The organism is Metallibacterium sp. (assembly GCF_054637675.1).
This window is the reverse complement of sequence record NZ_JBTSRB010000036.1, coordinates 4,533-27,262: the sequence shown is the minus strand read 5'-3', so window position 1 is coordinate 27,262 and position 22,730 is coordinate 4,533. Positions and strand designations below refer to the sequence as shown.

Annotated in this window: 18 protein-coding genes; 11 read left to right on the top strand and 7 right to left on the bottom strand. The window is 66.9% G+C overall.

Features of this window, described 5'->3' with window-relative positions; genetic code table 11:
• Positions 1-71: 71 nt before the first annotated feature.
• Entirely contained in the window at positions 72-1,325 is a 1,254-nt protein-coding gene (locus ACYDAT_RS11200) for a 6-phosphofructokinase (protein WP_461450149.1), read from the bottom strand.
• Positions 1,326-1,441: 116 nt separating this feature from the next.
• Here ACYDAT_RS11200 and ACYDAT_RS11195 point away from each other — a divergent pair, with 116 nt between their 5' ends.
• Positions 1,442-2,029 (top strand): adenylate kinase, encoded by a 588-nt coding sequence (locus tag ACYDAT_RS11195; protein ID WP_461450147.1) that lies wholly within the window; start codon positions 1,442-1,444, stop codon positions 2,027-2,029.
• Between the two features lie 29 nt (positions 2,030-2,058).
• Positions 2,059-3,513, top strand: coding sequence for a UDP-N-acetylmuramate:L-alanyl-gamma-D-glutamyl-meso-diaminopimelate ligase (mpl, locus tag ACYDAT_RS11190; protein ID WP_461450145.1), 1,455 nt, complete (start codon positions 2,059-2,061; stop codon positions 3,511-3,513).
• Positions 3,514-3,577: 64 nt separating this feature from the next.
• On the opposite strand, the gene ACYDAT_RS11185 is transcribed toward mpl, so the two are convergent.
• On the bottom strand, positions 3,578-4,537 hold the full coding sequence (locus tag ACYDAT_RS11185; RefSeq protein ID WP_461440453.1) for a LacI family DNA-binding transcriptional regulator: 960 nt from the start codon (positions 4,535-4,537) through the stop codon (positions 3,578-3,580).
• A 50-nt stretch (positions 4,538-4,587) separates the two neighbouring features.
• Positions 4,588-4,830 carry a hypothetical protein gene (locus ACYDAT_RS11180; RefSeq protein ID WP_461450143.1) on the bottom strand — a complete coding sequence of 81 codons (243 nt, stop codon included), beginning with the start codon at positions 4,828-4,830 and terminating at the stop codon, positions 4,588-4,590.
• A 28-nt stretch (positions 4,831-4,858) separates the two neighbouring features.
• Here ACYDAT_RS11180 and pgmB point away from each other — a divergent pair, with 28 nt between their 5' ends.
• The 4 genes from pgmB (at position 4,859) to ACYDAT_RS11160 (ending at position 14,192) form a co-directional block, all read left to right on the top strand.
• Positions 4,859-7,978, top strand: coding sequence for a beta-phosphoglucomutase (pgmB, locus tag ACYDAT_RS11175; protein WP_461450141.1), 3,120 nt, complete (start codon positions 4,859-4,861; stop codon positions 7,976-7,978).
• Positions 7,975-10,476 (top strand): TonB-dependent receptor, encoded by a 2,502-nt coding sequence (locus ACYDAT_RS11170; RefSeq protein ID WP_461450139.1) that lies wholly within the window; start codon positions 7,975-7,977, stop codon positions 10,474-10,476. Before pgmB ends, ACYDAT_RS11170 begins: the two co-directional genes overlap by 4 nt.
• 136 nt (positions 10,477-10,612) lie before the next feature.
• Complete coding sequence (locus ACYDAT_RS11165; protein ID WP_461450137.1) at positions 10,613-12,892, top strand: glycosyl hydrolase family 95 catalytic domain-containing protein; 2,280 nt, start codon at positions 10,613-10,615, stop codon at positions 12,890-12,892.
• On the top strand, positions 12,882-14,192 hold the full coding sequence (locus tag ACYDAT_RS11160) for an MFS transporter (protein WP_461450135.1): 1,311 nt from the start codon (positions 12,882-12,884) through the stop codon (positions 14,190-14,192). The genes ACYDAT_RS11165 and ACYDAT_RS11160 overlap by 11 nt, the downstream gene beginning before the upstream one ends.
• 34 nt (positions 14,193-14,226) lie before the next feature.
• Here the strand turns inward: ACYDAT_RS11160 and ACYDAT_RS11155 are convergent, their stop codons facing one another.
• Positions 14,227-15,639, bottom strand: a complete 1,413-nt coding sequence (locus ACYDAT_RS11155; protein ID WP_461440096.1) for a hypothetical protein — start codon at positions 15,637-15,639, stop codon at positions 14,227-14,229.
• On the bottom strand, positions 15,636-16,550 hold the full coding sequence (locus ACYDAT_RS11150; protein ID WP_461450133.1) for an ABC transporter ATP-binding protein: 915 nt from the start codon (positions 16,548-16,550) through the stop codon (positions 15,636-15,638). Before ACYDAT_RS11150 ends, ACYDAT_RS11155 begins: the two co-directional genes overlap by 4 nt.
• A gap of 167 nt (positions 16,551-16,717) precedes the next feature.
• Between ACYDAT_RS11150 and ACYDAT_RS11145 the strand changes: the two genes are divergently transcribed.
• From ACYDAT_RS11145 to ACYDAT_RS11135, 3 genes are all read left to right on the top strand, one after another.
• On the top strand, positions 16,718-17,317 hold the full coding sequence (locus tag ACYDAT_RS11145; RefSeq protein ID WP_461440098.1) for an LON peptidase substrate-binding domain-containing protein: 600 nt from the start codon (positions 16,718-16,720) through the stop codon (positions 17,315-17,317).
• Positions 17,318-17,330: 13 nt separating this feature from the next.
• On the top strand, positions 17,331-18,152 hold the full coding sequence (locus tag ACYDAT_RS11140; protein WP_461440099.1) for an SDR family oxidoreductase: 822 nt from the start codon (positions 17,331-17,333) through the stop codon (positions 18,150-18,152).
• 295 nt (positions 18,153-18,447) lie between these two features.
• Entirely contained in the window at positions 18,448-18,885 is a 438-nt protein-coding gene (locus tag ACYDAT_RS11135; RefSeq protein WP_461440100.1) for a VOC family protein, read from the top strand.
• 48 nt (positions 18,886-18,933) lie between these two features.
• On the opposite strand, the gene ACYDAT_RS11130 is transcribed toward ACYDAT_RS11135, so the two are convergent.
• Positions 18,934-20,058, bottom strand: a complete 1,125-nt coding sequence (locus ACYDAT_RS11130; RefSeq protein ID WP_461450131.1) for a trans-sulfuration enzyme family protein — start codon at positions 20,056-20,058, stop codon at positions 18,934-18,936.
• 102 nt (positions 20,059-20,160) lie between these two features.
• Between ACYDAT_RS11130 and ACYDAT_RS11125 the strand changes: the two genes are divergently transcribed.
• Positions 20,161-21,405: an acetylornithine/succinylornithine family transaminase gene (locus ACYDAT_RS11125; RefSeq protein ID WP_461450129.1), complete on the top strand. Its 1,245-nt coding sequence runs from the start codon at positions 20,161-20,163 to the stop codon at positions 21,403-21,405.
• A 19-nt stretch (positions 21,406-21,424) separates the two neighbouring features.
• Positions 21,425-22,153 (top strand): SDR family oxidoreductase, encoded by a 729-nt coding sequence (locus tag ACYDAT_RS11120; RefSeq protein ID WP_461440103.1) that lies wholly within the window; start codon positions 21,425-21,427, stop codon positions 22,151-22,153.
• 142 nt (positions 22,154-22,295) lie between these two features.
• Here the strand turns inward: ACYDAT_RS11120 and ACYDAT_RS11115 are convergent.
• Positions 22,296-22,730: ABC transporter permease (locus ACYDAT_RS11115; protein ID WP_461450127.1), on the bottom strand; the 435-nt coding region annotated here is incomplete at its 5' end.

The following is a 22,730-nucleotide window of genomic DNA, read 5'->3' as shown; positions in this document are numbered from 1 at the left end:
CGCGCGCAGGGCATGTGCCGAAGGTCAGTGCGCGCATCACGATTTCGTAAGTCGCACGGTCGGCCCTGCGGCTACGGCGCGGTCCACGGCGCGAGCTTGCGCGGCACCGCGGCGTTTTTCAGTTTGACGTAGTGCGGCAGGCCGCTCGGGTCGTAGGGCGGATAGGCCTCGCCATGGATCAGCGGCGCCAGATAGTTGCGCGCTTGCGCGGTGATGCCGTAGCCATCGCGCGTGATGTAGCCGCGCGGCAATTTTTTCTCGTGATTGGCGACCTTGGCCAGCGGCGCCGGCGCGATCTTCCAGCGATACGGGGCGTCGCTGCCGCGCACGATCACCGGGATCACGCCGTTGTGTCCGGCCAGCGCGTACTCCACCGCGGCGCGGCCCACGGCCGCGGCTTGCGCGGCGTCGGTGGCGGAGGCGATGTGCCGCGCCGAGCGCTGCAGGTAATCGGGCAGCGCCCAGTGATACTTGTAGCCGAGCTTGTTCCTGACCAATTGCGCCAGCACCGGCGCCACGCCGCCGAGCTGCGCGTGGCCGAAGGCGTCGCGCGTGCCGGCCTCGGCCAGGAATTGCCCGGCGGCGTTCTTCAGTCCTTCCGAGGCGACCACGGTGCACCAGCCGACGCGCTCCACGGTGGCCTTGACGCGGGCCAGAAACGCGGTTTCGTCGAAGGCGATCTCGGGAAACAGGATCAGATGCGGGGCGTCGTCCGGACCTTGCCCGGCGAGGCCGGCGGCGGCGGCGATCCAGCCGGCGTGGCGACCCATCACCTCGAGGATGAACACCTTGGTCGAGGACTCGGCCATCGAGGCCACGTCGATGCTGGCCTCGAGTACGGACAGCGCGGTGTACTTGGCCACCGAGCCGAAGCCGGGGCTGGTGTCGGTCACCGCCAGATCGTTGTCCACGGTCTTGGGCACGCCCACGCAGATCAGCTCGTGGCCGCTGCGTTTGGCATAGGCCGAGATTTTCAGCGCGGTGTCGGCCGAATCGTTGCCGCCGTTGTAGAGGAAATAACGCACGTCGTGCGCGGCCATGACCTCGATCAGGCGCGCGTAGGCGGCCGGGTCGGCCGCGGGCGTCTTCAGCTTGTAGCGGCACGAGCCGAAGGCGCCGCCGGGGGTGTGCGCCAGCGCGCGCAGCGCGGCGGCCGACTCCTTGCCGGTATCGATCAGATCCTCGCGCAGCACGCCGAGGATGCCATTGCGCGCGGCATAGGCACGCACGCCGTGGGCGCGCGCGGTGGCGATCACCGCCGCGGCGCTGGTGTTGATCACGGCGGTGACGCCGCCGGATTGGGCATACAAAAGCTTGCCGGGCATGGGGAACTCCGCGGGATGAAGGGGCGGTTTGACTCGGGCAGCCGTGGGCCGCAAGCTTGAAACCTCATCACAAGCATAGCGGAGCGCCCGCGCGGGACGCACTGCAAGGGAGGCCCATGCGATTGGTATTACTCGGTGCGCCCGGCTCGGGCAAAGGCACCCAGGCGACGCGGCTGCAGAGCACGCTGGGCGTACCGCACATCTCCACCGGTGATCTGCTGCGCTCGGCGGTGGCCGCGGGCACGCCGCTGGGGCTCAAGGCCAAGGCGGTGATGGAGGCCGGGCAACTGGTCTCCGACGACATCGTGCTGGGCATGCTTGAACAGCGTCTGGCGCAGGCCGATGCGCAGGGCGGTTTCATTCTCGATGGCTATCCGCGCAACCTGGCCCAGGTGCAGGCACTGGAGCAATTGCTCGCGCGCCTCGACCGACCGCTGGATGCCGTGGTCAAACTGAAGGTGCCGAGCGCGGCGATCATCGCGCGCACCGCGCTGCGCCACAAAGCCGAGGGTCGCGCCGACGACGATCCCGAAACTGTGCGCAAGCGCCTTGCCGTGTACGCCGAGCAGACCGCGCCGGTGGCCGAGCACTACACCCGCGCCGGCACGCTGCGCATCGTCGATGGCGTCGGCGGGCTCGATGAAGTGTTCGCGCGCATCATGGCCGCGTTGCCCGTCGCGCGCGTCGCCGCGGCGGCGCGCTGAGCCGCGCGCGGCCTCGCGCAAGCATCCCGATGCGGCTGCATATTCTGGGCATCTGCGGCACCTTCATGGGCGGTGTCGCCGCGCTGGCACGCGAGCTGGGCCTCGAAGTCGAAGGCTCCGACGTCAACGTGTATCCGCCGATGAGCACCCAGCTCGAAGCGCTGGGCATCGCGCTGCAACCCGGCTACCGCGCCGAGTACCTGCAGGCCACGCCGCGGCGGCCCGCGCCGGATCGCATCGTGGTCGGCAATGCGCTTTCGCGCGGCAACGCCGCGATAGAGTACATGCTCGACGCCGCGCTGGATTACGTCTCCGGCCCGCAGTGGCTGGGTGAAACCGTGCTGCGCGGACGCAACGTGCTGGCCGTGGCCGGCACCCACGGCAAGACCACCACCACCAGTCTGCTGGCGCATTTGCTGGACGTGGCGGGCCTGCGGCCCGGTTTTTTGATCGGTGGCGTGCCCGAGGATTTCGGCGTGTCGGCGCGGCTGGGCGCCGCGCCGCGCGCGCATGAACACGAACCCTCACCCGGCGCCGCGCGCCAGCCTTCGACAGGCTCGGGACAGGCTCTTCTCGCGGCGGGAGAAGGCTATCCGTTTGTCATCGAGGCCGATGAGTACGACACGGCGTTCTTCGACAAGCGCTCCAAGTTCGTGCATTACCGGCCGCGCATCGCGGTGTTGAACAATCTCGAGTACGACCACGCCGATATTTTTCCGGATGTCGCCGCGATCCAGCGCCAGTTCCATCACCTGGTGCGCACCGTGCCGGGCAACGGCCGGCTGATCGTCAATGCCGAGGACGCGCGCCTAGCCGAAGTCCTTGCGATGGGCTGCTGGACGCCGGTGGACAGCTTCGGCATCGACGCCGGCGACTGGCGCGCGCGCCTGCTGGCGGCGGATGGCAGCGCGTTCGAGGTGCGCCGTGGCGCGCGGCTCATCGGCACGGTGCGCTGGGATCTGCTCGGCCGCCACAACGTGATGAACGCGCTGGCGGCGCTGGCCGCGGCCAGCGCGGCGGGCGCCGACGCGGCCGCGCTGCTGCCGGCCTGCGCCCGTTTTCGCGGCGTCAAGCGGCGCATGCAACTGATCGGCACGCGCGACGGTTTGCACATTTACGATGACTTCGCGCACCACCCCACCGCCATCGCCACCACCCTGGCCGGCCTGCGCGCCAGGGTGGGCGCGGCGCGCATCGTGGCCGTGCTGGAGCCGCGCTCCAACTCGATGCGCGCCGGCGCGCATGCTGCCGGCCTGGCCCCGGCGCTGGCCGCTGCCGATGCGGTGATTCTGTTGGCGCGGCCCGAACTGGCCTGGGACACCGCGCCGGTGATCGCCGCGCTCGACGGTCGCGGCGTGGCCGTGCCCGGCATCGACGCGCTGCTGTCCGCGCTCGCCGCGCGGACGCGCGCCGGCGACCACGTGGTGTTCATGTCCAACGGCGGTTTCGAGGGCGCGCCGTGGCGTTTCGCGACGCGCGTCTGAATCCGCGGCAGGCGGCTCGCTGCCGGCGCGCGAATGTCATGCGACGTGGCAGCGGGTCCACGCGTCAAGTCGCGCGCAGGATGAGTTCGACCGGGAGTGTTTCGGTTTGCGCCGGGCGTCCTTCGATCAGGTCCAGCACTTTCTCGGCGAGCAACACGCCGCCCGCCTGCCAGTCCTGGCGAACCGTGGAGATGTTCGGCAGGAAGGTGGCGCCGAGGGGGGTGTCGTCATATCCCACGATCGATACTCCCTTCGGCACGTCAAGGCCGAGATCCTTGAGTGCGCTGATGGCGCCGACCGCCAGCAGATCGCTCGAGGCGAAGATGGAGTCGAATTTCGCGCCGCGCGCGACCAGCGAGCGCACCGCGTCCATGCCCGCCGCCATGGTGAAGTCATCACGGCGCATCAGCAGCGGTTTGATTCCCTTGCGCGCCAGGGCATCGACGAATCCGTTGAGGCGGTCGAGGATTTCGGGGTGGCCGGGGGGGCCGACGAACACAGGATGGCGTCGCCCGATGCGTGCGAAATGCTCGGCGACCAGTTGTCCGCCCTGGCGGTTGTCGCTGCCGACCACGACATGGTTGTCGTTGGAAGCGCGGGCGCCCCAGACCACCATCGGCAAACCCAGCTTGTCGAAGCGCCGCACGGCGTCCTGATGCACGCCCTGGCCCAGCAGGATCAAGCCATCAGCGGCGTGGATCGCGGTGGCATTGGCATCCTGCCGCGTGGTGAGCAGCACGCTGTAGCCCGCCGTGGTCAGTGCCTGGGTGATGCCGCCGAGCAGGTTGAGTGGGTAGGGGTCGAGCATCGGACGGGCGTCCGAGGGGCGCATCTCGACGATGACGCCCACGGTGCGGCTGTGGCGCAAACGCAGGTTGCGCGCGCTGATATTGAGCTTGTAGCCCTGTTCGCGCGCCAGTATCTGGATGCGCTCGCGCGTGTGCGCATTCACCAGCGAGCTGTCGGCAAGGGCGCGTGAAACCGTGATCTTGGACGTTCCCGCCAGACGGGCCAGATCCGCCATGGTCAGGTGGATCGGGGTGTGCGCTTCGGCGCGGGGCTGGCGAGTCTTGCTCAAGGGCGGGTCGCGTCCGGTAACGGCAGGTGCGGCGGCGCGGTCGCGACGCGGCGGCAGTGACGAGCAATGGTCATGTCTTGCAGTCTCCGGTGTGGCGCGGCCAGCGTCAATGCGGATGTGATCGGCGCGGTCGCTGCGCTGCCACGCGGCAGCCCTGATGCGCCGCAGGCGCCCATGTTGCGGCGCATGATATCGATATCTTGATATCGATACCATTTGGCTTTAGGCTCGCCGCTCATTGGCACTTGCCGGGGAGCAAAAGCAGCGATGTCCGAGCACACCAACGCGCAAGCACGGCAGGCGGATTGCCACGACCCGTGGCAGTTGTGCTGGCGCGATGTGTCCACGGACGCCGCGCCCCGGCTGCAAAGTTTGTGCGCGCTAGCCAATGGCACGCTCGGCGTGCGCGCCGGCGCCGAGGAGATTCTCACCGACAGCCCGCGCGTGTTTCTGGCCGGGGTCTGGGAGCGCACGCCGATCCGCTACCACGAACGTTTCCCGGGTTTTGCGCGCCACACCGAGACGCGGCTGCCGGTTGCGGACGCCACCGCGATTCGCGTCGAGCTGGATTCTGCCGCGCTCGGCGCGGACGGCTGCAGATGCCTGTCGGAGACGCATACGCTGGATTTGCGCGCCGGCTGCTATCGGCGCAGCGCGTTGTGGCAGACCGAGGCGGGCGCACGCATCGAAATCCACGCCGAGCGCCTGGTGCCTCTGGATGGGCGCGCGGCGATGGCGTTGCGCTATCGCATACGCTCGCTCGACTACAGCGGTTCGCTGGCTGTGGAATCCGGCATCAGGCCTGCGGTCGCAGCGGCGCTGCAAGGTGATGACCCGCGCATTGGCGCGGTGCTGGAAGGCGGATTGCAGTGGCTGGGTGGCGCGGCGCGTCCCGAGCTGGCCTGGTATGCGCAGCGCACCACGCATAGCGGTATCGCGGTGGTCTGCGTACAACGCCAGCACTGGTCCGCGGTCGGCCCCTGCGAGACGGCGGATCGCGGCGACGCGGGCGTGGCGCAGCGAGTGGGCGCGCGGCTGTCGCCGGGGCAGGAGGTGGTGCTCGAAAAGTACATCGCCTATGCGTGTTCGCTTGCTGATACGACCCCGGATCAACCCGCATTGCGCGCGCGCGCCGAGCAGGACAGCGCTGCCTTGGCCGCAGCCGGCTTTGATCAATTGTGCGAGCAGCAACGCGCCTGGCTGGAGTCGTTCTGGGCGACGCTGGATCTGCACATTCCAGGACAGATCGAGATCGAGCGCGCGCTGCGCTTCGGTCTGTTCCACGTGCAGCAGGCGGTGGCGCGCGATGGCAGTGGCAGCGCGGCAGCCAAGGGTCTGAGCGGCGAGGGTTACGAAGGGCATTTCTTCTGGGATGCCGAGGTGTTCATGCTGCCCGCGCTGGTGCTGGTCGCGCCACAGCTTGCGCGCGGCATGCTGGTCTACCGCTATCGCACCTTGGATCGCGCGCGAGCGCATGCGCGTGAACTCGACCATGGCGAAGGCGCGTTGTACGCATGGCGCACGATCTCCGGCGCCGAGTGCTCGGCGTATTTCCCGGGCGGCTCGGCGCAGTATCACATCAATGCGGACATCGCCTGGGCGATTCGTCTGTATGTGGATGCCAGCGGTGATGAGGAATTCATGCGCGATGCCGGCGCCGAGATGCTGCTGGAGACGGCGCGCATCTGGATGCAGATCGGCCATTTCAGCGCGCGTCGCGGCGGCGCGTTCTGCATCCATGAAGTCACCGGTCCTGACGAGTACTCGGCGCTGGTCGACAACAATCACTACACCAACCGCATGGCGCAGCAACATCTGCGCGATGCCGCGGCGGTCGCGGAGTGGATGGCGGCGCGGTATCCGCAGGCCTGGGTGACGCTGCGCCAGCGTATCGGTCTGCGCGAGCAGGAGCCACGGCAATGGCAGCGCGCGGCGGACGCGATGCATTTGCCCGTGGATGCCGCACTCGGCATCTATCCGCAGGACGATGGTTTTCTGGATCGGCCACGCCTGCCGGATGAGCTTCGCGGCCATGGTGATGGCCCGCTGCTGTTGCGCCTGCACCCGCTCACGATCTACCGCCACCAGGTATGCAAGCAGGCCGATACCGTGCTGGCGCTCGTTCTCGCTGGCGCCGAGGTCGACGCCGAATTGAAGCGGCGCACCCTCGAGTACTACGAGCAAGTCACCGTGCATGACTCGACGCTCTCCGCATCGAGCTTCGCGGTGCTTGCGGCCATGGTCGGGCAGACCGCCAAGGCGGAGCGCTATCTGATGGATAGTTTGCGCGTCGATCTGGATGATCTGCACGGCAACACGGCGCATGGCGTGCACCTCGCCGCCATGGCCGGGAGCTGGCTTGCGTTGAGCCGGGGCTTTGCCGGCCTGCGCGTGGAGCACGATGCCATCGCCTTTGCACCACGCTGCCCCGAGCACTGGCAGGGTTACCGCTTCGGCGTGCAGTGGCGGGGCGCGCATCTGCTGGTAACCGTCGACCGCGACGGTGTGCTGTACCAGTTGCACGCGGAAGCCAGCGCGCCACTGCGGTTGCGTCACTGCGGCGAGCTGCTGCGGATCGAACCGGGCGCGCGCGCGCGCAGGCCGCTGGCGGCTGCGCCCGCGTTCGCGGCAGCGGCGTCGGTCGCGGCGCGCCCTGTGGCAATGGGCTGCATGGCCGTGGTGTTCGACCTCGACGGCGTGCTCGCGGATACCGCATCGCTGCACCTCGCCGCCTGGCGCGAACTGGCCGACGAGCTTGGCGTGCCGTTCGATGCGGCGCTCGCGGAGCTCTTGAAAGGCGTGGACCGGCGCGGTTCGCTGGAACTCGTGTTGGGCGCGCGCGCGCATGAATTCAGTGAAGAACAGAAGCAGGCGCTGGCCGAGCGCAAGAACCAGCGCTACCTCCAACGCATCGAGCAGCTCGGCAGCGAGGCGCTGCTGCCCGGCGCGCGCGCAACCCTGGTCGCGGCGCGCGCGGCGGGATTGAAGCTGGCGCTGGCCTCGGCCAGCCGCAACGCGCCGCAGTTGCTGCACAGGCTGGGCATCGCCGAGTACTTCGATTTCATCGCCGATCCGGTCCGCGCCGGCGCGGCCAAACCGAGCCCGGCGATCTTTCTGGCGGCGGCCGCAGGACTCGGCCTCGCGCCACAGGCCTGCATCGGCATTGAGGATTCCGCGGCCGGCATCGCCGCGATCCGTGCCGCGGGGATGAGGTCGGTGGGCATCGGCTCCGCCGCGGTGCTCGGGGCTGCCGATGTCGTATTCGAATCCCTGACTGATTTCGATCTGGAGTCTGTTTTGGCAAGGAGATGGCCAGCGAGTGGCCGCACCCATGCGGCTCGACAACAACCTAGGCACACAGGCAATCCGAGGGTGGAGGATCTATGAAACACGCACGCACGAATCGAGCTGTACTGGCGTTCGCCATTACCACGGCGCTGGCCACATTGACGGTCCAGGCACAGGCCGCACCGGCAACGCTAGGCAAAGAAACTGCCGTGGGCGAAAAGACGGTCCCCAAGCACGTAAAAACACTGCAACAAATCGTCGTTACTGGTGCGCCCACTTACATGGGCGTGAAAAGAATTGACGCCAGCTTCGAGGTGACCGCGCTGTCGCTGAAGGACATCAAGAACATCATGCCCTCGAGCTCCGCAGATTTGCTCAAGGTCGTTCCCGGCATCTGGCCGGAGAGCAGCGGCGGCGAAACCGGTCCGAACATCGACGTGGCTGGTTTTCCAGGCGGTGGCGATGCACCCTATGTCACGTTCGAACTGAACGGCTCGCCGATCTATCCCGTGCCCACATTGTCGTTCATGGACAACTCGTCGATGTTCAGGCTGGACGACACCATCGCCGGCGTGGAAGTGCTGCAAGGAGGGCCCTCCGTCATTTTCGGAAGCGGCCAGATCGGAGCAGTCGCGAACTTTACCTTGCGTCAAGGCTCGCCAAAGACCGAAGGCGCCTTCGGCTACACAGTCGGAACCTATGGCTACAATCGCTTTGACGGATTCATGAGCGGCGAAATCAGCCCGGGCTGGTTTTACAGCGTGGGTGGTTTTTATCGCACCGACCAGATTCGCAATCCGCAATTCCCCGCCAATCAAGGTGGGCAGTTGACGGCGACACTGACGCATGATTTGAAGCATGGCAGCATCATGTTCTATGTGCGCGATCTGAACGACAGGAACCAGTTCCTCACCGACGTACCGCTGATTGTCAGTCCGAACGGGCAGAACCTGTCAAGTTTCCCGGGGTTTTCCCCTTTGACCGGAACATTCGCCAGTAATGCGTTGCGCATGGCCAACATCCAGGTAACGCCAGGCAATCCGCCCGGGACAATCAACGCAAATCTGGCCAATGGACGCGGCGCGCACGTGCGCATGTTCGGTTCCAACCTGAACTTGTACTTCCACAACGGCTGGACTTTCAGCAATGTGTTCAATGTCACCGACGGGTACATGCCGACCAATGCTTTGTTCAACAACCTCTCACCGGAATCGATGAGCAGTTTCACCGCCAGCGAAATAGCCAGTGCGAATGCCAACCCCGCCGTGGTAGCGGCAGCCGGTGGGCTCGCCACAAGCGGTACGGCCACGTTTGTCAACGGTGGTGGTGCAGTGAGCCCCAATCAGCCAGTGGCCTCTCTGGGTTTCTGGGTCGTGAATAACAAGATCCGGTCGTTCAGCGATGAGGCGCGTTTGACGAAGCGTATATTCAAAGGCAATCACCTGACCGTCGGAACATATCTCGCCAGCTACTCCGCCAACGATACCTGGTACCTTGGCAACAACATGTTGATGACTGCGACAAACAACGCGCAGCCGATCAATCTGAGTTTGAACAATGGCGCCCAGGTAACCCGCAACGGCTTTATCAGCGGACCGTTCTACTCATTGATAGATTCCTTCACCGGGCGTAATATCGCAGGCTATCTGTACGATCAGTGGCACACCGGTCGCTGGCTGTTTGATGGCGGTGTACGCGTGGAGAATGAGAACCTCAGTGGTTCCGTGTCGAATGATTCGACGGTCAACCTTGATGGCAATCCGCTGACACTGTATAACAATAATACTGCGGTCGCCAACGGTACCTATACCCCGGAAAATTTCAATGCCACGCGCACTTCATGGACCTTGGGGGCGAACTACAAAATCACTCCTGACATGAGCGCGTATGTACGCGCGGATGAGGGCGTGCATTTTCCGAGCTTCGACGATTTGCGCAACGGCACGCCATCCGTGCAAAAGGTCAAGAACCTGGAAGTCGGCTTCCGTGCTGAAAAGGGTGCATGGTATGGCAGTGTCACCGCGTATCGTAGAATCTTCACTGGCGTGCCTTATTCAGTATTCCTGTTCAATGGGACCGTTTTCAATACTGTTTACGGTTCCACTGCGCACGGCATCAACTTCGATGTACGCTGGCGTCCACTTAAGCACCTGACTCTGGCGCTGGTTGGCGACTGGGACGACAGCCGCTACACCCACTATGCCTCCGCGGCCGGCCCCGGGCAGGCGGCATATAATTACAATGGCAATATGCTGATCCGGCAGCCGCGCTGGCAGGCGCGATTCACACCCAGTTACATGATCCCGATGAGTTGGGGTGATCTGCAATTGTTTGCCGCATACAGCAATATCAGTTACTCCTATTCGGATATTGCCAATTCCCAGTTGTTGCCCTCGTATTACACGTTGGACGCAGGCGCCGTGGCCAGGGTCGGCAAGCATCTCGTATTTCGTCTGCAGGGCACCAATCTCACCAACCAGATCGGTTTGACCGAGGGCAATGCCCGTATATTGACCTCGGGCATCTTGAATGGCGTGGAGATGGCACGCTCGATATTCGGTCGCGAAATAAGATTCCAGGTCGAGTACAAGCTCTGATGGCAATGCGGCGCGGATCGCGTGGCAACGCGCCACGCGATCCGCGCCGCGCTGATTTCCGTGGCTGGCGGCAGCGTTCACCGATTCCGCCGGATGACGTCAACCCGACTTGCTGGAGCTGTCCTTGGGTGCGCGCATGAAGGCCCGTCTTTTTTTCCTGCAAGTGTCCCTGGGTTTGGGCCTTGTCCTGACGCCACTGATCGTGCGCGCCACGCCCGCGGATTTTGATCTGGTCGCTTCGCAAGCCGATCTTGCGACGTACTTTCCCACTTATCTCGCCAACGGTTATTTCTCGACCATGAGTTCGCGGCGCGGCACTCGCGCCACGCCCGCGTTCATGGTCGCGCTCATGGACTACACGCCTGGCGACGTATCGCGTCCCGCGCTGATTCCCGGCTGGAGCGGCATCGATTACTCCGATGGGCGCGGGCGCGCCTGGCTCAATCGCGTGTCGCTGACGCCCAGTGCGTTCCGTGATTACCGCCAGGTTCTGGACATGCATGCCGGCACGCTCACCACGCGGTACCGCTGGGTGAACGCTGGTCGCAGCAGCGACATTCTCGTGTCGACCTTCGTCAGCCAGGCCGATCCGCATCTCGCGGCCACTCGCCTCACGCTGACGCCGCGGTTCAGCGGCGCGGTGCGTCTCGAATTCTCGCTGCGGTTGTGGCCGCCACCAGCGCACCGCTTTGCGCTGGCGCGTCTGACGCTGGCGCAGATGCAGGCCGCCGTTGCCGCATCGGGCCAGTCCCTGCAGGCCGTGGCCCCGGCGACAGCCGACCGCGCGGCGATCTGGTATCCGGGACAAACCGAGATCGATGCATCCGCTGGCAGCGCCAGGCACCGTGTGCTGTGGGTACGGGGGCGGGCTCGCCACGGACTTGCCATGGCCGAGGCGGCGGCCGTGCGCTTCGGGTTGCCGCCGGGTACGCCGCCCCCGGTCACGCGGCTGCTGAAGACACCGCATCGGCTTGCGCTTGAGATCCGTCTCGACGTGCGCAAGGGCGCGACTTACACGTTCGAGAAATTCATCGCCGCCTCGCGTGCGGACTGGGGCGCCGGGGCGCGGACCGATGCGGCTCTTGCCGAGGCGGCGCGGCGCGGGGGGTTCGCCGTGCTGCGCGATCAACACGCGGCGGCATGGCATCGCCTATGGCGTTCGGACATCGTGATCAGCGGCGATCCGGCGATGCAGCGCGCGCTGCATGCCGATCTGTTTTACCTGCTCGAGAATTCGACCGCCGACACGGCGTGGCCGATGGCGGCATGTGGCTTCAGTCCCAACTATCTGGGGCACGTCTTCTGGGACAACGATTCGTGGGATTTCCCGGCCTTGCTGCTGCTGCATCCGCGGCGGGCGAAGTCGCTGGTGATGTTTCGCTATCGGACACTGGGCGCGGCCATGGCGCGCGCCAAGGCGCACGGTTTTCGCGGCGCGATGTATCCGTGGGAGTCCGATCCGCAGTACGGCACCAATCAGACCCCGCGGTTTGCCTGGCGCAACGCGTTGCGCGAAATCCACGTCAACGCCGATGTCGCGATCGCGCAGTGGCAGTACTACCTCGCGACCGGCGACAAGACCTGGCTGCGCCATTACGGTTGGCCGGTGATCCACGCCGTGGCCCGGTTCTGGGACAGCCGGGTGACCTATGACGCCGCCAGGCACCGCTACGAGATCCTGCACGTGGTCTCGCCCGACGAGGATTACGACAATGTCGACAACGACACGTTCACGAATGCCGTGGCGCGCAAGGCGCTCAGAATCGCGGGGCAAGCCGCGCATGTGCTCGGGGTGACCCCCGATCCGCGCTGGGCGACCATCGCCGCGGGGCTTTATCTGCCGTATTCGCCGCAACAGAATCGTTATCTCGATTTCGGCGCCGGCGTTGCGCACGACCGCAAGACCTGGATGGGCAGCACGTTGGCCTGGCTCGCCTATCCACCGCTGGACCTGCACATGAGCGAGACGGTCCGTCGCAACGACTTCAACTTTGCCTTGCACGCGCTCAAGTCCGACGGTGACGATCCCAACGACATGCTGATGGTCATGCTGTCGGTCAACGCCGCCACTCTGGGCGATGCACCGGCGGCTTATCATTGGCTGCGGCGCAGCGTGGTCGGCTTCGACAAGCCGCCATTCGATGTGCGCAGCGAAACGGTGACCAACAACACGGGCTATCTGCTGTCCGCTTCCGGCGGCTTCGTGCAGAACTTCATCTACGGCTTCACCGGTCTGCGTGTCGAGGGCGCGGGCGTCGAAGCGGTTTACCCGCCGGTATTGCCGCCTGCCTGGCGCGCGCTCACCTTGCGTGACATCGCGATTCGCGGCAAGCGCTACAACATCACGATCACCCGCGATGCCGCGGGTGTGACGCAACTGCAGCAAACCCCCGCGGGACTCGTGGATGAGCGGTGACAGCCCCGTCGACACCCAGCTCCATGGGCAAGCGCGCGTCAGTCGTTGGTTGATGCTGGTCTCGCTGTGCCTGAGCTACATGGTTTATGCCGTGCTGCTCAACAGCGTCGGCACGGTGATCCTGCAATCCATCCTCAGCTTCGGCATCAGCAAGGAGAGCGGCAGCATTCTGGAGGCGTGCAAGGACTTTTCCATCGCCGGGGTGTCTTTCGCGGTCGCCTCGTACCTGCCACGGCTCGGCTACCGGCGCGCGATGATGCTTGGGCACACGCTGGTGGCGGCAGCCTGCGTGTTGATGGCGCTGCACCCGCGCTTCGGCACGGCGGAGGTGCTGTTCGCCACCATCGGCGTGACCTTCGCGCTGATCAAGGTCAGCGTGTATTCCTCGATCGGTCTGCTGACCGCCGACGCCAAGCGCCATGCCAGTCTGATGAACGTGCTGGAAGGCCTGTTCATGGTCGGCGTGCTCGGCGGCTACTGGCTGTTCGGTGCCTTCATCGACTCCAGGGCGCCGGCCAATCTGGTCTGGGTGCACGTTTATTGGCTATTGGCCGGCGCCAGCCTGACCGTGGTCGTGCTGCTCGCACTGGCGCGGCTCGATGAATCCGCGGCGCGCTCGGTCAGCACCGGCAGCGGCGGCGCATTCGGCGACATGTTGCGCCTGCTGACACGGCCCATGGTCTATGTCTTCATCATCTCGATTTTCCTGTACGTGCTGATCGAGCAGGGGCTTGGCACCTGGCTGCCGACCTTCAATAGCCAGGTTCTGCGCTTGCCGGTTGCGATGAGCGTGCAGATGGCCAGCATTTATGCCGGTTCGCTGGCGCTGGGTCGGTTGCTGGCCGGTTACGTGCTGCGGCGGGTGTCCTGGTATGCGCTGCTGAGCGGGTGTCTGGTCGGCATGATCCTGCTGGTGATCCTGGTCCTGCCGCTGGCGGCGCACGTGCACTTGCGTCCCGACGTGAACTGGTTCAATGCGCCGTTCGTGGCCTATGCGTTTCCTCTCATCGGGTTGCTGATGGCGCCGATTTATCCTGCGGTCAATTCGGTGATGTTGAGCGCGTTGCCCAAGGATCGGCACGCGGCGATGACCGGATTGATCGTGGTGTTCTCCGCGCTGGGCGGCACCTCCGGTTCGTTCATCGTGGCTTTCCTGTTCACCCACTTCGGTGGCAGCCACGCCTTTTACATCACCCTGATACCGATGGCTGGAATACTCGTGGCGCTGTTTTTCTTCCGCCGTGAAACCGCGGTCGCGGCAAGTGCCTTGCAATCGGTGGATGGGCAGGCGCGGCACTGAAGAGACGCGGCATTGCGTGCGCCACGCTGGTGGCTCAAGCCCCCGCCCTGGCCCTGGGCGGATCGAAGCTCAGTGGGCTGTCGATCCAGTGTTTGCGCGCGGCGCTCCAGGCGCCGATGGCGAAGCTCCAGGTGATCACCAGCACGGGCGCGCCGCCCCACAGCGGGCCGAAGCGTTCGAGCAAGGCGTAACCCAGCCAGATCGTGCCCATCTGGCCGAAGATGGTGATCACCGTGACCACCGTGCGCAAAATGACGTTGACCGGCAGGCTCAGGTACAACGCCAGCGTGGCCAGCGCCAGCGGCGGCGCCAGGATCGCCGTGGTGGCGAGGATCGACACCAGCGCGTGTGGAGCGATCAGCAGCGCGGCCAGGCCGGTAAACACGAACGCGCTGAGAATGGCGCCGGGCAGCACGCCGAGAAAACTGTCCACCAGTCGCGCCTTGAACGCGGCGCGCGTATCCGGCGCCAGGGTGAAGTACAGCTCGACCAGACTCGGCTGCAGGCGCGGCATGCCGGTACCGACCACGTTCAGGCCGCTCATGGCGAAGAAGGTGGCGTAGCCGGCGATCATGCCCACCTGCGCGCTGTGCCCAAGCGCCAGCGCGTACACCGCGATGAAGGCGCCCCACAGCAGCCAGCGCACCAGCCAGCCGCGCGGCTGTTCGTGCGGCAGCAGCAGCGCGCGCAGCATGGCGCGCTGCCGCCCCGGCGTCGGCGTGGGCGTGGCGTGATAGCGCGTGGCTGCACGCTGCAACAACGCGCTGGCACCGTGCTCGGACCAGCCGTTGAGGCGCTGCATCAGCTTGCCGCGCGGCACGTTGGATGTCGTGTTGTTGCCGCGGCGCATCGGTTCGGACGCCAGCAGCGGTGAATCCGGCAGCGGCGGGTCGCCAATCGGAAACAATCGCTGCCAGGTCATGCGCAGCATGAGCGCGGCCAGCAACAGCGCCGCCAGCGGCAGCAACGGGTTGTGCAGCGCCGGTTCGATGCTCAGCCAGAACGGCTGCGGAATGAAGCGTGCACCAATGATCAATACCCAGATCAGGAATCCGCTGCGCGAGCCGCTGGTGGTCAGCACGGCCCAGGCGATGGCCAATGCGTCGACACCCAGTGCCAGCCAGCCCATCGGCAGACCCCAGCGCAGACTGGTAAGGGCGCACGGCAGCAGCCAGAACAGCAGCGCCCACAGTGCGGCCGCGCCAGCCAGCGCGCGGCGAAAATCCGGCAGCAGCAGGGTTTCCTTGCGCGCCAGGCCCTTCAGCGCGGCGCCGGCCAGCAGCCACGCAAACCACAGCGCGAACGCGGCAAGCATCGCGCCGCCATACAGCGCCTTGCCGCCGGCAAGCGCCAGCGCGATGGCGCCGGTCAGCATCAGCAGCAACAGCAGCGCGGCCACCCACGCCTGGCGCAGCGGCAGCAGCGCCAAGGTCCATGCCGCCCTCATGCCAGCGCCACGAACAGGTCTTCCAGATCCAGCGACGCCAGCTCCAGCGTCGCGCCCTCGCGCGCGGCCAGCACTTCCAGCGCGGGCCGCATGCGCGCGTCGGACAAATCCACCACGTAGCCGGCGCGCGCATCGAGCAGATCGGCACCCAGCGCGCCATCCAGCATCGGCGCCGCGGTGAAGCCGCCGGCGCGGCTCAGCCATGCGCGGCGGAACTGCGCGCGGATCGCCGCCAGCGGGCGCTGCAGCGCGATGCGCCCGCTGCGCAACAGCGCGATGTCGGCCTCGACGCGCTCCAGATCGGTGGTGATGTGGGTGGAGAAAATCACCGTCTTGCCCGGACGCCGCACCAGCGGAATCAGCGTCGCCAGGAAATCGCGCCGCGCGATCGGATCGAGGCTGGCCACGGGCTCGTCCAGCACCAGCAGATCCGGGTCGGGCGCCAGCGCGCGCACGATCGCCAGCATCTGTCGCTGGCCCTGCGACAGCGCGGCGATTTTCTTCTTGCGGTCGAGCTGCCATTCGCCCAGCAGACGCTCGACCAGCACGCTGTCCCAGCGTTTGTAGAACGCCGCGGTGAAGGTGAGGAAATCGCCCACGCGCATCCACGGGAACAGATCGAAACTTTGCGGCACGTAGCCGATGCGGTGCAGGCGCTGACCGCGCGGTTCGTCCATCGGCTTGCCCAGCACCTCGATGCTGCCGGCGTCCAGCGGCGAGAGGCCCAGCAGGCAGCGCAGCAGCGTGGTCTTGCCGGCGCCGTTGCGCCCGAGCAGGCCGACCACGCGTCCGGCGGGAACCTCCCAGTCGAGGTGATTGAGCACCTCGCGCCCATCGAATGATTTCAGCAGCGCGCGCGCGCTGACCGCGGAAAGGTTTTCGTCGGGAGCCGCTGCGAGCGCTGCGTGCATGGTCATTCCGGTGATCCTGCGGGGCGGGTCTGGCGTGCGAGCATGGCGCAAATCGCGCGCGCTGCGCAGCAAGTGTGCTGTTGCCGCGTGAAGTCGCCGCGACTGATCAGCGTCGCGACATGCGATTTTGCTACGGCGCGCATCCGGCGACACGTTAAACTTTCCGGGTGGACTCCAGTTGCGCCGATCTGCCGCTGTTCCCCCTGTCCACCGTGCTTTTTCCCGGTGGGCGCCTGCAACTGCGCGTGTTCGAGCCGCGCTATGTGGATCTGGTGCGCGAGTGCACACGCGCGCAGCGGCCCTTCGGCGTGAATCTCATCATGCAGGGGCACGAAGCCGGCGTGCCGGCAACGCCGGTCGCGGTGGGCACGCTGGCCTTCATCCGTGATTTTTTCACCCTGCGCGATGGTTTGCTGGGCATTCTCGCCGAGGGTGGCCAGCGCTACCGCGTGATGCGCACGCGCGTGCGCGGCGATGGCCAACTGCGCGCCGATGTCGCGCTGTGGCCGCAGGAACCGGCGCAACCGCTGCCGCCGGAATTCGGTCTGCTGGCGGCGATTCTTGAGCGCCTGCTCGAGGCCTATGCCCGCGATGCGCCCGTGCCTTACGACGCCGCGCAGTTGGACGATGCGGTGTGGGTTGGCTGGCGCCTGGCCGAGCTGCTGCCGCTGACACCCGATGAGCGCCAGAGCTTGCTCGAAACGGATGATGCGCTGGCGCGGCTGACCGCGCTCAACGTGCTGCTGCCGCGCTTCCAGCGCGATTGACGAGGACCCACGCATGGTTACGCTCGCCGGCAAGACTCTGTTTATCACTGGCGCCTCGCGCGGCATCGGCCTCGCCATCGGCCTGCGCGCCGCGCGCGATGGCGCCAACGTGGTCATCGCCGCCAAAAGCGATGTGCCCAACCCCAAGCTGCCTGGCACCATCCACAGCGCGGCGCAGGCCATCGAGGCCGCCGGCGGACGCGCGCTGGCGGTGCGCATGGATATCCGCGATGCCGACGAGATTGATGCGGCGGTCGCCGTCGCCGCGGCGCGCTTCGGCGGCATCGATATTCTGGTCAACAACGCCAGCGCGATCTGGCTGGCGGATACACCGGGCACGCCCGTCAAGCGCTTCGATCTGCTGCATCAAGTCAACACGCGCGGCACGTTTCTGATGACCCAGGCCTGCCTGCCGTGGCTCGAGCACGCCGTCAATCCGCATGTGCTGATGCTGGCGCCGCCGCCGAATCTGGCGCCGCGATGGTTCGCGCGGCACACCGCCTACACCATCGCCAAGTACGGCATGAGCCTGTGCGTGCTGGGCATGAGCGCCGAGTTCGCCACGCGCGGCATTGCCGTCAACGCACTGTGGCCGAGGACGGTGATCGCCACCGCCGCGGTGGCCATGCTGGGCGGCACGGTGAAACCCGAGCACTGCCGCAAGCCCGAGATCGTCGCCGACGCCGCGCATTGGCTGTTGACGCAGCCAGCGCGCACCTGCACAGGGCGCTTCGCCATCGATGAGGACATTCTGCGCGCCGCCGGTGTCAGCGACTTTGATTGCTACGCCGTGCAGCCCGGTGCGTCACTGCTGCCGGATTTATTTCTCGATTGATCACGGGCGAGGAGTGGGGAGTTGGGAGCCGCGCTGTGCGACGTGAAATAAGGGGGGGTTGTCATGCTGAGCAACGCGCAGCGCGAGCCGGGGACCCAGCGGCGCTGCCATGCGCTGCGCTGGATTCCCGCCTGCGCGGGAATGACGAAACAGGAATCGTGGCACCCGCCATGGCACATCTCATGCCGTGCGCTGCGCAAGCACCCACTCCCCACTACCACTGCCACGCCGCCACACTTGCAAGTCGCGTGACCGATACCCACATCGCCCACTTGTCAGCGTCATCGAGGCCCGCATGAAATATCTGCATAGCATGATCCGCGTGCGCGATTTGGACGCGACGCTGAAGTTTTTCCGTGACGGACTGGGCCTCAGGGAAACGCGTCGCCGCGAGTTTCCGCAGGGCCGCTACACGCTGGTGTTTCTCGCTGCGGATGAAAGTCCCGAGGCCGAGGTCGAGTTGACGTACAACTGGCCGCCTGCGGACGGCAGCGCGCCCGAGGATTACGGCAGCGCGCGCAATTTCGGCCATCTGGCGTTTCGCGTGGATGACATTTACGCGACCTGCGCGCACCTGCAGGCCATGGGCGTGACCATCAACCGCCCGCCGCGCGACGGACACATGGCCTTCGTGCGCTCCCCCGATCTGATTTCGATCGAGCTGCTGCAGAAGGACGCTGCGCTGGCGCCGGCCGAGCCGTGGCGCTCGATGCCGAACACCGGCGCGTGGTGACCGCGGCCCGCGCTGCGCGCGATGTGGCGCGCGACGGCGGCAGTGCTCTCAGCCGCTGAGCGCCTGCATCAAATCGCCGACCAGATCGTCGGGATGTTCCAGGCCGACCGAGAGGCGCAGCAGACCTTGTGGCGAGGTCGGTTCGGGGCCCTCGATCGAGGCGCGGTGCTCGACCAGCGATTCGCAGCCGCCCAGCGAGGTGGCGTTGATGAACAGCTCAAGGCGTCCGGCGCAAGCCAGCGCCGCGTCGCGCCCGCCGCCCAGTTCGAAGGACACCATGCCGCCGAAATCACGCATCTGCTGCGCGGCCACGGCGTGGCCGGGGTGCGTCGGCAGGCCGGGATAGTGCACATGCGTCACCGCTGGATGTGCGCCCAGCGCCTGCGCCACGGCGAAGGCGTTGCGGCAGTGCCAATCCATGCGTGCCGGCAGCGAGTGCAGACCGCGCAGCGCCAGCCATGCCGCCAGTGGCGCGCCATGCAGGCCAACCGCGGCGCGGGTGCGGAACACCTGCTCGGCCAGCGCATCGAGATCGGCGCCGAACACCAGCGCGCCGCCCATGGTGTCGCTGTGGCCACCGATGTACTTGGTCACCGAGTGCAGCACGATGTCCGCGCCCAGCGCCAGCGGCTGCTGCAGCACGGGCGTGGCGAAGGTGTTGTCGACCAGCAGGCGCGCACCGCGCGCGTGCGCCAGTTCGGCCAGCGCGGCGATATCGCTGATTTTCAGCAGCGGGTTGGACGGTGTCTCCGCCCAGATCAGGCGCGTCAGCGGTGTCAGCGCGGCGCGCGCGCTGGCGATGTCGGACAGATCGGCGAAGTCGCAACGCAGGTTCCAGCGCGCGAAAAACTCCAGCGCCAGATGCCGGTAGCCGTGATAGACATCATCTGGAAACAGCACATGACTGCCCGTTGGCAGGCTTTGCAGCAGCGCCGTGCCAGCGCCCATGCCGCTGCCGAAAAACAGCGCGCGCATGCCGTGCTCCAATGCGGCCAGCGCTTGCTCGAAGCGCTGCTGCGTGGGGTGATCCGTGCGCTGGTAAATCAGCCCGTGCGGCATGCTGCCGTCGGGCGCGTGCTCATAAGTCGTGGACAAGTGCAGCGGCGGTGCCAGCGCGCCGGTTTCGGCATCGACGGTCGCGCCGGCATGCACGGCCAGGGTTTCCAGACGCATGGTGGAGTTCTCGCATCGGCGCCGCGCGCCACAGATGCGCAGGGTAACGCAGCGCTGCACACGCGGGCATAATCGCGCGCTGTCTCCGCGAATCCTGCCGCCATGTCCTCAAGTGATTCCTCGCCGTCCATCGCCGCACTGCTGGCGACGGCGCAACAGGCGTTCGTGCCGGTGTATCAGCCGCGCGCGCTGGTGCTCGATCACGGTCGCGGCGCGCGCCTGTGGGACCGCGAGGGCCGCGAGTACGTGGACTTCGCCGCGGGCATCGCGGTGTGCAGTCTGGGCCACGCCGATCCCGAGCTGGTCGCCGCGCTGCACGCGCAGGCGCACAAGCTGTGGCACACCAGCAACGTGTTCTACAACGCGCCGGCGATCGAGCTGGCCGAGGCGCTGGTGGCGGCATCGGGTTTCGCGCAGCGCGTGTTCCTGTGCAACTCCGGCGCCGAGGCCAACGAGGCCGCGATCAAGCTGGCGCGACGCTGGGCCACGCAGCAGGGGCGCGCGCCCGAACGGCGCACGATCCTGAGTTTTCAGGGTTCGTTCCACGGGCGCACCCTGGCCACCGTCACCGCCACCGCGCAGCCCAGGTACCAGCAAGGCTTCGAGCCGCTGCCCGCGGGCTTCCGCTACTGCGCGTTCAACGATCTCGATGCGGCGGCGGCGGCGCTGGCCGATGACAGCGTGTGCGCGGTGCTGGTGGAGCCGGTGCAGGGCGAGGGTGGGGTGATGCCGGCTGCGCCTGGATTTCTGGCCGGGCTGCGTGCGCTGTGCGACCAGCACGACGCGCTGCTGATTTGCGACGAAATCCAGTGCGGCATGGGCCGCACCGGCACGCTGTTCGCGCATGTGCAGGACGGCGTGGTGCCCGATGTGGTGACCCTAGCCAAGGCGCTGGGCGCGGGTTTTCCGATTGGAGCGATGCTGGCCGGGCCGCGCGTGGCCGAGGTGTTGCAGTACGGCGCGCACGGCAGCACCTTCGGCGGCAACCCGCTGGCGGCGGCGGTGGCGCGCGTGGCGCTGCGGCGCCTGGCAGCCCCCGCGTTGCTGGCGCAGGTCACGCGTCGCGGACAGGCGCTGCGCGACGGTCTGCAGGCGCTGGGCGCGGCAACCGGCGTGTTCGAACACGTGCGCGGACGCGGGCTGATGTTGGGCGCGGTGCTGGCCGCGGCGCATCGTGGCAAGGCCAGCGCCATCCTCGATCACGCGCACCGCGCCGGCCTGCTGCTGCTGCAGGCCGGCCCGGATGTGCTGCGCATCGTGCCGCCGCTGGTGCTGGATGAGGCCGACATCGAGCAGGGTCTGGCACGCCTGGCGCAGGCGCTGCACACCTATCGGGTCGTCGCATGAAACAGGAGTTGCCATCAACATGATCAAGGCCGTACTCACAGGGCACTCGCGCGGCCTGGGCGCCGCGCTGGCCGAAGCGCTGCTGATGCGCGGCATCGCCACGCTGGGGCTGGCGCGGCGTGGCCATGCGGCGCTCGCCGCGCGGTATCCGCAACTGCTGCACGAGGTCTCGATCGATCTTGCCGACAGCAGCGCGCTGCAAGCCTGGCTGGATCGCCATGTGCTGCATGACTGGCTGGACGGCGCCGCGCGCGTGCTGCTGATCAACAACGCCGGCGTGGTCGGTCCGGTCGGTGCGCTGGAGGTGCAAGCGCCGGCGCAACTGGCGCGGGCCGTCGCGCTCAACGTGGCCGCGCCGCTGCTGTTGGCCGCGGCGTTCGCGGCGTCCAGTACGGCCGAGCGGCGCATCGTGCACATCTCCAGCGGCGCCGCGCATCAGCCCATCGCCGGCTGGAGTTTTTACTGCGCCAGCAAGGCCGCGCTGGACCAGCACGCGCGCACCGTGGCCGCGGACGCCGCGCCCGGCCTGCGCATCTGCAGCCTGGCGCCCGGCGTGATCGACACCGACATGCAGGCCGAAGTGCGCGCCAGCGATCCAGCACGCTTTCCGCAACACGCGCGCTTCGTGGCGATGCACGAGACTGGCGCGCTGCTGGCGCCGGCTGCCGTGGCGCAACGCCTGCTGGATTACCTGCTCAGCGACGCCTTCGGCGCGCAACCGGTGGCGGATTTGCGCGAGCTGGGTTGAGTTGGACCGGGACTCGGGACGAGCGCGTTGCGACTCGAAGGCTCCGTCATCCCGGACGGCGCGCAGCGCCGAGCCGGGATCCAGCAGGGCCTACCATGGGCGTCATCGTCGATCGACCCCTGATCGCCGCTGCGCGCTGGTCTCACGTGTCCTCGCCGGCGGCGAACACGCGCGTCGCCAGCCAGGTCAGCACCACGATGAAACCCAGCAGCACCGCCAGCGACAGCAGTGGCGGGTAGGCGTAACGGTCGAGGATCGCGCCACGCATCAGGTCCACCGCGTAGGCCACTGGGTCGATGCGCGCCAGCCAGCGCAGCCACGTCGGTGCACTGTCCAGCGGATACAGCGCGCCGGACAGAAAGAACATCGGCAGCAGCACGGCGTTGCCGATGATCGGGAACACCGTGGTTGAGCGGAAGCGTGCTGCCGTGGCCACGCCCAATGCGGAGAACGTGACCGCCGCCAGGATCATGGTGCCGATCAGTTCCAGCAGCGCGAGCAGCGACAAATCCATGCCCAGCAGCGGCAACAGCAGCAGCAGGATCGTCGCCGGCACCAGCGCCTGGATGGCGCCCGA